The sequence below is a fragment of the Agromyces humi genome (assembly GCF_009720255.1).
In the GTDB taxonomy this organism is placed as follows: Bacteria; Actinomycetota; Actinomycetes; order Actinomycetales; family Microbacteriaceae; genus Agromyces; species Agromyces humi.
Map to the genome: position 1 here is coordinate 1 of NZ_WJSP02000123.1, position 9,410 is coordinate 9,410.

At 71.5% G+C, this 9,410-nt stretch carries 12 protein-coding genes and 1 pseudogene; 3 read left to right on the forward strand and 10 right to left on the reverse strand.

What is annotated here, in order from left to right; translation table 11 throughout:
- The 10 genes from GH736_RS11480 to GH736_RS11520 form a co-directional block, all read right to left on the reverse strand.
- On the reverse strand, window positions 1–600 hold a 600-nt coding region (locus GH736_RS11480), incomplete at its 3' end, for a PH domain-containing protein (RefSeq protein ID WP_159603340.1).
- On the reverse strand, window positions 597–1,127 hold the full coding sequence (locus GH736_RS11485; protein ID WP_159603342.1) for a PH domain-containing protein: 531 nt from the start codon (window positions 1,125–1,127) through the stop codon (window positions 597–599). The genes GH736_RS11485 and GH736_RS11480, both read right to left, overlap by 4 nt.
- Window positions 1,120–1,593, reverse strand: coding sequence for a DUF3180 domain-containing protein (locus GH736_RS11490; RefSeq protein WP_159603344.1), 474 nt, complete (start codon window positions 1,591–1,593; stop codon window positions 1,120–1,122). The genes GH736_RS11485 and GH736_RS11490 overlap by 8 nt, the downstream gene beginning before the upstream one ends.
- Window positions 1,590–2,075 carry a 2-amino-4-hydroxy-6-hydroxymethyldihydropteridine diphosphokinase gene (gene folK / locus GH736_RS11495; RefSeq protein ID WP_159603346.1) on the reverse strand — a complete coding sequence of 162 codons (486 nt, stop codon included), beginning with the start codon at window positions 2,073–2,075 and terminating at the stop codon, window positions 1,590–1,592. The genes GH736_RS11490 and folK overlap by 4 nt, the downstream gene beginning before the upstream one ends.
- Window positions 2,072–2,443, reverse strand: a complete 372-nt coding sequence (folB, locus tag GH736_RS24535) for a dihydroneopterin aldolase (RefSeq protein WP_203230731.1) — start codon at window positions 2,441–2,443, stop codon at window positions 2,072–2,074. Before folB ends, folK begins: the two co-directional genes overlap by 4 nt.
- Complete coding sequence (gene folP, locus GH736_RS24540) at window positions 2,436–3,227, reverse strand: dihydropteroate synthase (RefSeq protein WP_203230732.1); 792 nt, start codon at window positions 3,225–3,227, stop codon at window positions 2,436–2,438. The genes folB and folP overlap by 8 nt, the downstream gene beginning before the upstream one ends.
- Before the next feature lie 19 nt (window positions 3,228–3,246).
- Window positions 3,247–3,843 carry a GTP cyclohydrolase I gene (gene folE / locus GH736_RS11505; RefSeq protein WP_159603350.1) on the reverse strand — a complete coding sequence of 199 codons (597 nt, stop codon included), beginning with the start codon at window positions 3,841–3,843 and terminating at the stop codon, window positions 3,247–3,249.
- A gap of 25 nt (window positions 3,844–3,868) precedes the next feature.
- Complete coding sequence (gene ftsH, locus GH736_RS11510) at window positions 3,869–5,887, reverse strand: ATP-dependent zinc metalloprotease FtsH (protein WP_159603352.1); 2,019 nt, start codon at window positions 5,885–5,887, stop codon at window positions 3,869–3,871.
- A gap of 103 nt (window positions 5,888–5,990) precedes the next feature.
- Window positions 5,991–6,707 (reverse strand): DUF2652 domain-containing protein, encoded by a 717-nt coding sequence (locus tag GH736_RS11515; protein WP_159603354.1) that lies wholly within the window; start codon window positions 6,705–6,707, stop codon window positions 5,991–5,993.
- A gap of 57 nt (window positions 6,708–6,764) precedes the next feature.
- Complete coding sequence (locus GH736_RS11520; RefSeq protein ID WP_328596842.1) at window positions 6,765–7,226, reverse strand: cyclic nucleotide-binding domain-containing protein; 462 nt, start codon at window positions 7,224–7,226, stop codon at window positions 6,765–6,767.
- A gap of 171 nt (window positions 7,227–7,397) precedes the next feature.
- Here GH736_RS11520 and GH736_RS24990 point away from each other — a divergent pair.
- The 3 genes and pseudogenes from GH736_RS24990 to GH736_RS11535 form a co-directional block, all read left to right on the forward strand.
- Window positions 7,398–7,871: pseudogene (locus GH736_RS24990) on the forward strand (FAD-dependent oxidoreductase); the annotation flags it as partial.
- A gap of 12 nt (window positions 7,872–7,883) precedes the next feature.
- Window positions 7,884–8,438 (forward strand): GNAT family N-acetyltransferase, encoded by a 555-nt coding sequence (locus tag GH736_RS11530; RefSeq protein WP_159603358.1) that lies wholly within the window; start codon window positions 7,884–7,886, stop codon window positions 8,436–8,438.
- A gap of 190 nt (window positions 8,439–8,628) precedes the next feature.
- Entirely contained in the window at window positions 8,629–9,186 is a 558-nt protein-coding gene (locus GH736_RS11535) for a GNAT family N-acetyltransferase (RefSeq protein WP_268891239.1), read from the forward strand.
- The last annotated feature ends 224 nt before the right edge of the window (window positions 9,187–9,410 follow it).

The window sequence follows — 9,410 nt, forward strand, 5'->3', positions numbered from 1 at the left end:
CTCGGCGCGCGCGCCCGAGGCCAGCCGCAGCACGTCGGCGCGCAGGCCGTCGGCGAGGGCCGACCCGAGGTAGGCGAGCTGCACGTTGGCCGACTGCCCCGCCACCGAGACCTCGAGCTTGGCCGTGCCGAACAGGCGAGCGAACAGCGGACGCGTGACGTTGATGCCCTGGATGCGGTCGAGCCTGGCGCTGCGATGCGAGCGGAACAGGATGCCGCTGCGCACCTCCACCGCCTCGTCGGTGATGCGGAACGTGTGCATGCGCCACGACAGCCAGAATCCGATGATCACCGCGACGATCACGAGTGCGACGGCGAGCACGGCCCAGCCGACGAGCCCGTTCGTCACGATGCCGCCGATCGGGTCGTTCGCCCAGTCGCCCTGCCACTGCTCGACCTGCACGTCGAGGCCGTCGTCGAGGTCGGGCGCGAAGAGCACGAGGAACATGTCGACGACGCGCTCGCGGAGGTTGGCGATGATGAAGCCGAGCACCGCGATGAACACCAGGCCGCCGCGCAGCAGCGGGCTCGCCGGGTGCAGTCGGTGCCACTCGCCGTCGGCGAGGTTCGTGACCGGCGGCTGCCGGACCGGTGCGGTCACAGCCCCGCCCGGCGCGTCTCGGCGAGCGCGACGAGCTCGTCGCGCAGCCGGTCGGCCTCCTCCATCGGGAGGCCGGGAACCGTCACCGCCGTCGACGCCGCGGCCGTCACGAACTTGAGGTCGGCGAGGCCGAGCGCGCGGGCCACGGGTCCGCGGGTGATGTCGACGAGCTGCATGCGGCCGTAGGGCACCGCGACCTGCCGCTGGAACATGATCCCGCGACGGAAGAGCAGGTCGTCTTCACGCAGCCGGTAGCCGATGGAGCGCACGCGACGCGGTTCGAAGGCGATGCCCACGAGCGACGCGACGCCGATGACGATGGCCGCCCAGAGCGCCCACCACTGGCCCCAGAGCAGGTAGGCGATGGTGAAGGCGCCGACGAACACGACCATGCCGATCAGCGATCCGACGACCTCGACCACGATGTACTTCGGCGAGACGCGCAGCCAGCCGGTGTCGGCCGGCGCAGCAGGCTCGACCGCTGTCGTCGCCTCGCCGCCGTTGGCGTCGTCGCGGATCTCAGGCATGCACGTGCCCTTCCTTCTCGGTCTCGGGCTCGTCGGGGGGAAGGGTGCAGAACGCCTCGGCGACGAGGCCGCCGACGAGCAGGAGGCCGGCCCCGATCGCCGTGGCGAACGCGACCCAGACCGTCTCGGCGGACGGCACCACGCTTCGCGTGAGGAGGAACACCGTGATGCCGAGGCCGAACCCGAACACGAGCGACCCGCTCAGGCTGCACGCCTTCGCCAGCACGGCCGTGCGCATCGCTCGGAACGGGTCGAGATGCTTGGTCGCCTTGCCCTTGACCGCCCGCCGCACCGGCCACGCGAACGCCACGACGAGCGCCCCGACACCGGTGAGCGTGATGGGCAGCGACAGCGGCGGCACGATGGCGTTCGCACCGGCGGAGACGATGGCGAGATCGATGAGGTAGCCCGCCACGACGCCGGCGAGCACGAACGCGACGATCGTCGACACGTGGGTGCGCTTCATCGGCGCACCACCTCGTCGCGCGCGTCGCGGCGGAGGACGGCGACCGGCCCGCGACCGGCGAGCACGGCGTCGGGGTCGACGTCGAGCCACGGCTGCAGCACGAACGCCCGCTCCCAGGCGCGCGGATGCGGCAGCGTGAGCCGTTCGCTCGCGAGCTCGATGCCGTCGACGTCGACGAGGTCGAGGTCGAGGGTGCGGTCGCCCCAGTGCGTCGTGCGCACACGGCCGTGCTCGGTCTCGATGGCCTGCAGGAGGTCGAGCAGGTCGAGCGGCGCGAGCGCGGTCTCGATCACGAGCACGCCGTTGAGGTAGCCCGGCGCCTCGGAGTCGACACCGGCATCGGTGATGGCCGCGGTCTCGTACACGGGCGACACCGCCACGAGCTCGACGCCTGGGGACTCCGCCAGTGTGCGGGTCGCCGACGCGATCGTGGCCTCGCGGTCGCCGAGGTTGGCGCCGAAGGCGATGACGGCGCGGCTCATGCGCGGCCCCTCACGACGGTGACCGCGACATCGGCGAAGGGCACCGAGATGGGCGCCTCGGGCTTGTGCACCGTGACCTCGACCTCCTCGACCGCCGGGTAGCCCAGTGCGACGGCGGCCACGCGCTCGGCGACCGTCTCGATGAGGTCGACCGGGTCGCGCTCGACGGCGGCGACCACCGCCTCGGCGAGCTCGCCGTAGTGCACGGTGCTGCCGAGGTCGTCGCCGGATGCCGCGGCGGCGAGGTCGACCGCGACCGACACGTCGATCACGAACTCCTGCCCCTGCTCGCGCTCGAAGTCGAAGACGCCGTGGTGCGCGCGCACGCGCACGCCGGTGAGGGTGATGCGGTCGCGCGTCCTAGCCACGTCGTCCACTCTGCCACGCTCCGAGGACGTCGAGCGCCCGCCGGGTGCCGCGCACGTCGTGCACGCGGACGCCCCAGGCGCCGGCCTGTGCGGACAGGGCACTGATGACGGCGGTCGGCAGGTCGCGGTCCTCCATCGGAGCTCCCTCGGGGAGCAGGGCTCCCACGAACCGCTTGCGGGACGCGCCGACCAGGATGGGCAGGCCCAGCTCGCCGAGCACGTCGAGACGCGCGAGCAGCTCCCAGTTCTGCGCGCCGCGCTTGGCGAAGCCGAGGCCGGGGTCGAGGATGACCCGGTCGGACGCCACGCCCGCGGCGACGAGGGCGTCGACGCGGGCCGCCAGCTCGTCGCGCACCTCGGTCGCCACATCGCGGTACTCGGCGAGCGAGTCCATGCGATCGGAGTGCCCGCGCCAGTGCATCGCCACGTAGTGGGCGCCCGTCTCGGCCACGATCGGGGCCATCGCGGCATCCGCGAGTCCGGCCGACACGTCGTTGATGATCTCCGCGCCCGCCTCGACGGCGGCGACGGCGGTGGCCGCCCGCATCGTGTCGACGCTGACCCGGATGCCGCGGCCGGCGAGTTCGCGCACGACGGGCACCACTCGGCGCAGCTCCTCGTCGGGCTCGACGCGTGCGGCCCCCGGACGCGTGGACTCGCCACCGACGTCGAGCACGTCGGCGCCCTGGGCGGCGAGCTCGAGGCCGTGGGCGATGGCCGCGTCGGCGTCGAACCAACGCCCACCGTCGCTGAACGAGTCGGGCGTCACGTTGACGACGCCCATCACCAGCGTGGGCACCGGCTCAGTCACGTTCGGAGGCTCCGATGAGCGCGATGATCTCGCTGCGCGCGGCCGGCTCGGCCAGCGCGCCGCGGCTCGCGATCGTGATCGTCGAGCTGCGCTCCTGCCGAGAGCCCCGCGTGGTGACGCAACGGTGCTGGGCGTCGAGCACGACGAGCACGCCCTTGGGGTCGAGGCCCGTCTGGAGGGTGTCGGCGATCTCCTCGGCGAGCCGCTCCTGCAGCTGCGGCCGCGCCGCGAGCGTCTCGATCACGGCGGGGATGCGACCGAGCCCGACGACCCGGTCGCCGGGCAGGTAGGCCACGTGTGCGGTGCCGACGAACGGCAGGAGGTGGTGCTCGCACACCGACCGGAACGCGAGGTCGCGCAGCACGACGGCGTCGGACGTGGCCGGCACGCCGGCATCCGTCGCCCCGATGGGCACGCTGTCGGCGAGGTGGCTCAGCGGGTCGACGTGGAGTCCGCCGAAGAAGTCGGCGTAGGCCTCGGCGACGCGCTGGGGGGTGCGCTCGAGCCCCGGACGCGCCGGGTCCTCGCCGATCGCGAGCAGGATCTCGTGCACGGCGCGCTCGATGCGCCCGGTGTCGACACCGGCCATGGCACCCCCTCTTCGGGTCGGTCGACTACGCCGTCGCGGGGCGCGGCTTCGAGCGCGAGGCGCGCGACGCGGCCGGCTCCTCCAGAGGCGTGTCGCCCGAGTCCACGCCGCCGTCGACGGCGCCCTGGTCGATCGGCGCCTTCGCGGTGGGGAAGGCGATCGGCGGGCGGTCGGAGACGGGGCGGCGGTCGCTCGAGAGCCAGAGGGGCCGCTCGGGCAGGCGCTTCACGTCCTTGAAGATCTCGGCGATCTGGTTGTGGTCGAGGGTCTCGTGCTCGAGCAGCTCGGCCGCCAGGTGGTCGAGGATGTCGCGGTTGTCGTTGAGCACCTGCCAGGCCTCGTCGTGCGCCTGCTCGATGAGCGACCGCACCTCGGCGTCGACCCGCTCGGCGATCTCCTCGGAGTAGTCGCGCTGGTGGCCCATGTCACGGCCGAGGAAGACCTCGCCCTGCGACTGGCCGAGCTTCACGGCGCCGACGTTCGCGCTCATGCCGAACTCGGTGACCATCTTCCGTGCGGTCGACGTGGCCTTCTCGATGTCGTTCGAGGCGCCGGTCGAGGGGTCGTGGAACACGATCTCCTCGGCGACGCGGCCGCCCATCGCGTACGTCAGCTGGTCGAGCAGCTCGTTGCGGCTGATCGAGTACTTGTCTTCCAGCGGCAGCACCATCGTGTAGCCGAGGGCGCGACCGCGCGGCAGGATCGTGATCTTCGTCACGGGGTCGGTGTAGTTCATCGCCGCCGCGGCGAGGGCGTGTCCGCCCTCGTGGTAGGCCGTGATGAGCTTCTCCTTGTCCTTCATGACGCGCGTGCGGCGCTGCGGACCGGCGATGACGCGGTCGACGGCCTCGTCGAGGGCGCGGTTGTCGATGAGCTGGGCGTTCGAGCGCGCGGTGAGCAGGGCGGCCTCGTTGAGCACGTTGGCCAGGTCGGCACCGGTGAAGCCGGGCGTCTTGCGCGCGAGCACCTCGAGGTCGACGCCCTTGGCGAGCGGCTTGCCCATCGAGTGCACCTCGAGGATGCGCTGGCGGCCCTTGAGGTCGGGCGCGTCGACGCCGATCTGGCGGTCGAACCGACCGGGGCGCAGCAGTGCCGGGTCGAGGATGTCGGGGCGGTTCGTCGCCGCGATGAGGATGACGTTGGTCTTCGGGTCGAAGCCGTCCATCTCGACGAGCAACTGGTTCAGCGTCTGCTCGCGCTCGTCGTGTCCGCCGCCGAGGCCCGCACCGCGGTGCCGGCCGACGGCGTCGATCTCGTCGACGAAGATGATGGCCGGCGCGTTCTGCTTGGCCTGGTCGAACAGGTCGCGCACGCGGCTCGCGCCGACGCCGACGAACATCTCGACGAAGTCGGAACCCGAGATCGAGTAGAACGGCACGCCCGCCTCGCCGGCGACGGCGCGCGCGAGGAGGGTCTTGCCGGTTCCGGGAGGGCCGTAGAGCAGCACGCCCTTGGGGATGCGGGCACCGACGGCCTGGAACTTCGCGGGCTCCTTGAGGAACTCCTTGATCTCCTGCAGCTCCTCGATGGCCTCGTCGGCGCCGGCGACGTCGTCGAAGGTGACCTTGGGGCTCTCCTTGGAGACGAGCTTGGCCTTGGACTTGCCGAACTGCATGACGCGGTTGCCGCCGCCCTGCATGCCGGAGAGCATGATCCAGAAGAAGAGGCCGATCAGCACGAGCGGGAGCAGGATGCCGAGCATCGAGAGGAACCAGTTCGGCTGGGGCACCTCGTCGTTGAAGCCGTCCTTCGGGTTCGCCGCGTCGACCGCGTTCACGACGTCTTCGCCGCGAGGCGTGACGTAGTAGAACTGCACCTGCGACCCGAGCTCGTCGTCGGGCTTGGCCAACGTGAGATCGACGCGGTTCTCGCCGTCGACGATCTTCGCCGAGGCCACCTTGCCGTCGCTGAGGAGCTCGAGGCCCTCCTGGGTCGAGACCTCCTTGAAGCCGGAGGCGGTGATGAGGCTCGATCCGATCCACACGGCGACGATCGCGAGCAGGATGTAGATGATCGGCCCGCGCAGGATCTTCTTCATGTTCATGGTGCTGCAAGGCTACCGTCGCGATGCTGGATGCAGGCCACGTGTTCGCTGAGGGCTGCTCAGCAGCGCTGAAGGAGCCATGTACACGGCCGCTGAGGGCTGCTCAGCCGGCGGATGCCGCGGCGCGATACTCCTTGAGCCCCACCATGTACGGCAGGCCCTTGCCTGCCGCCGCGAAGGTGCGCCCGAGGCGGCCGCCGAGGGATGGCGCGGGCAAGGGGGCCGCCGAGCCGTCGAGGTCGCCCACGTCGACGAAGTACGCGTGCACCGGCCCGAATCCCTCGAGTTCGGGTTCGACCTCGTGCACGGGGCCGCGCATCGCGTCCTCCCCGGTGCGGTACAGCTCCTCGGAGAGGAGGACGTACTCGGGGATCCCGACCGGGTTCTTCAGAAGGCGATGGACGAGGATGACGTCGATCCCGACGAGCTTGACCCGGTCGCGGATGGTCTGGATGGCCACGTCGCCGACGTGCGCGACGAACTTGAGCTTGAGGTCGGCGGCGCCCTTGCACCCGTTGCAGGGGCACAGGTTCGCCGCGACGTACCGGCGCTCGAGGTGGAAGGCCCGGTGCATGGCGACGGCGGCGTCGAGGATGTCGTCGACCGCGGCATCCGTGTCACCGTCGTCGGCCTGCCGCGAGAGGAAGGCGGCGTCACCCTCGATCTCGATGAGATCGAAGCCCGGGGCGGCATCGATCATCTTGTCGAGCATCCGCGCGGTGTTGACCTCGGCGTGCGCAAGGCTCATCCGATGGGTGCTCATGTACTCGGTGTAGCCACCGATGTCGGCGATGAGCAGGACCGCACGGCCGGATTCCATGCCCAAGGGTCGCATCAAAGGGGCCGCCGCACAATGAACCCGTCCCCAGGGGCGGGTTCAGGGCGCGGGCGGAGGCGGTTCCCCGTGCGGCTCCGTCGGCTCGTAGCGGTGCAGCAGGTCCTCGACCGTCGACGCGGCCTCGGTGGCGCTCGGGGTGTAGCCGAGGACCACCGGCAGGAAGTGCTCCGAGCCGAGCGACTGCAGCTCGAGTGGGCTCCTCGCCACCACGCTGGCCGTGCGACGGGTGCGACGGAGCAGCGCGATCTCGCCGAAGCCCTCGCCCGGGCCGAGCGTCGCCACCACCCGGCCGTCGCCCACGACGTCGGCGTCGCCGGACGCGATGACGTAGTACCGGTCGCCGACGTCGCCCTGGGTGAACACCGCCGAGCCCGCCGGGACGGCGACCGGCTCGAGGCCGCGCGCGAGCTGCTCGATGGACGGCAGGGGAAGCGGGCGGAGCATGGGGACCTTGCGGAGCAGGGCGATGTCGACGTCGAGGCTGTCGACCGAGCGGTCCATGCCCCGGAGCCTCCGCAGCGCTGCCAGCGCGAGGATCGGGCACACCAGCCCGATCGCGATGAGCGCGGCCTGCACCCCGAACCACTCGACCAGCGCCGAGGCGACGACGGCGCCGATGCCGATCGACACCGCCACGAGGCTCTCGAGCACCCCGAAGACGCGGGCGAGCACCTCGTCGTGACGCAGGAGCAGCCCGCCCACTTCGCCGTGAGCGACGACACGATCAGGTGGCCCGGCTTCAACCACCACCCGGGTCCGGGCGACGAGTGGTGGTACTCGGGCACCTACGGCATGCTCACGCCCGGCGAGGGCGTGAAGGCCGGATGGCACGGCGTCGGCCCGGTCGTCGATCCCGACCTGCGCGACTACGAAGCCGAGCCGGTGCAGTTCGCGGCGCTGCGTCGCTACGCCCGCGAATGGCTGCCCGGCGTCGACGCCGAGGTCGCAGCGGCGATCAGCTGCACCTACACGACGACGCCCGACTCGACGTTCGTGCTCGACGCGTCGGGCCCGGTCGCCGTGGGGGCGGGCTTCTCGGGGCACGGATTCAAGTTCACTCCCGCGGTCGGCCGCATCCTCGCCGACCTCGCCGACGGGCGCCGGGCGCCGGGCGTCTTCCGCCTCGGCCGGTTCGCCACCACCTGACCTGGAGCACGCATGACCGACCGCCGTTCGCTCGCCGACCACGCTGCCGGTGCCGACCCCGTCGAGCTCGACCGCGTGCAGATCGAACGCGTCGAGCTCGAACGCGTCGACTGGCACGATTCGCGCGCCGTGGCGCTGCGCGCCGCGATGGACGACGAGATCGGGCCGCGGTACGCCGCCGACGTCGCCGAGTTCGATCCCGCCACGGTCGCCGCCATCTCGAGCGCGTTGGCCATCGATCCCGACGACATCGTCGCCACGCTCATCGCCTCGGTCGACGGAGTCCCGGTCGGCCACGCGGCGCTCCGACGCCTCGGGCAGGAGTGGGAGCTGAAGCGCGTCGTCACGTTGCCGGCCGCACGCGGCCGCGGCGTCTCGCGGGCGCTGATCACCGAGATCGAGCGCCTCGTCGTCGAGCAGGGCGGCACCCGCCTCATCCTGCAGACCGGCCACCGCCAGCCCGAGGCGATCCGCCTCTACGAGTGGCTCGGCTATCGCCCCATCCCGGTGTACCCGCCCTACGACGCGATCACCTTCTCGCACTGCTACGCCCGCGACCTCGTCTGAGTCGTCGACGGCGGCACGCGGCATCGTCGCGCGTAGGAGTACGACACATGCCCGCGACGGAATTCGTCATGTTGCGGCCGCCGGAGCCCGGAATTCCGCCCCTCTTCCCGCCGCAATGACGCGGAGTGACGCTATCGGTCGCCGCGTGAATCGTCGCATTGCCCGACCCCGCATCGCTCCCTAGCTTCGAATCACCGGCGCCGATCGCGGCGGCGGGAACGAACCGAAGAGGACGGAGCGAGCGATGACCACCCAGTTGAGCGTGCGGTACGTGAGCGCGGACGACGCGTTGGCGAAGCCCCTGCTCGCCGACCTCGAGCGCGAGTACGACGGCCGCTACGGCGAGTTCTTCGGCGAGCGGGCCAGCACCGAGTTGAACCGGTACCCCGCCTCGGACTTCGCCCCGCCGTACGGCGCCTTCCTGGTCATCCTCGAGGACGGCGAGCCCGTCGCCGGGGGAGCCTTCAAGCGCTACGACGACCGGACCGCCGAGCTGAAGCGGGTCTGGACGCATCCCGAGCACCGAGGCCGCGGCCTGGGCCGCCGCGTCGTCGCCGAGCTCGAGGCGGCCGCACGGCACCGCGGCTACACGGCCGTCACGCTCACGACCGGCCCCCGCCAGCCCGAGGCCGTCGCCCTCTACCTGGCGAGCGGCTACACGCCCCGGTTCGACCCGGCACTGCCCGCCGAGCAGATCGGCATCCACGCGTTCGACAAGTCGCTCGTCACCGAAGGGGTCCGCGCATGAGTCGCATCCTCGCCCGCCGCTCCGAGACCACGACGACGGATGCCGCAGCCGCGACGGATGCCTCGGCCGCGCCGTCATCCCGCACGACCGCGGATGCTCCCCTCGACGCAGCCGTCGAACGTATGCGTCGAGAGGAATGAGAGGAGGTAGGGCACGCGGACCGAGAAGAGCTCGGTGCTGCCGTCGGGCGTGCCGAGGGTGAACAGCGAGAACGAGGCATCCGC

Excerpts from the sequence above, each read along its gene's own strand:
- folE (WP_159603350.1), bottom strand. The coding sequence starts at position 3,843 with ATGGCCGGTGTCGACACCGGGCGCATCGAGCGCGCCGTGCACGAGATC.
- GH736_RS11490 (WP_159603344.1), bottom strand. The coding sequence starts at position 1,593 with ATGAAGCGCACCCACGTGTCGACGATCGTCGCGTTCGTGCTCGCCGGC.
- ftsH (WP_159603352.1), bottom strand. The coding sequence starts at position 5,887 with ATGAACATGAAGAAGATCCTGCGCGGGCCGATCATCTACATCCTGCTC.
- folP (WP_203230732.1), bottom strand. The coding sequence starts at position 3,227 with ATGGGCGTCGTCAACGTGACGCCCGACTCGTTCAGCGACGGTGGGCGT.
- GH736_RS11530 (WP_159603358.1), top strand. The coding sequence starts at position 7,884 with ATGACCGACCGCCGTTCGCTCGCCGACCACGCTGCCGGTGCCGACCCC.
- folK (WP_159603346.1), bottom strand. The coding sequence starts at position 2,075 with ATGAGCCGCGCCGTCATCGCCTTCGGCGCCAACCTCGGCGACCGCGAG.
- GH736_RS11515 (WP_159603354.1), bottom strand. The coding sequence starts at position 6,707 with ATGGAATCCGGCCGTGCGGTCCTGCTCATCGCCGACATCGGTGGCTAC.
- GH736_RS11520 (WP_328596842.1), bottom strand. The coding sequence starts at position 7,226 with ATGGACCGCTCGGTCGACAGCCTCGACGTCGACATCGCCCTGCTCCGC.
- GH736_RS11485 (WP_159603342.1), bottom strand. The coding sequence starts at position 1,127 with ATGCCTGAGATCCGCGACGACGCCAACGGCGGCGAGGCGACGACAGCG.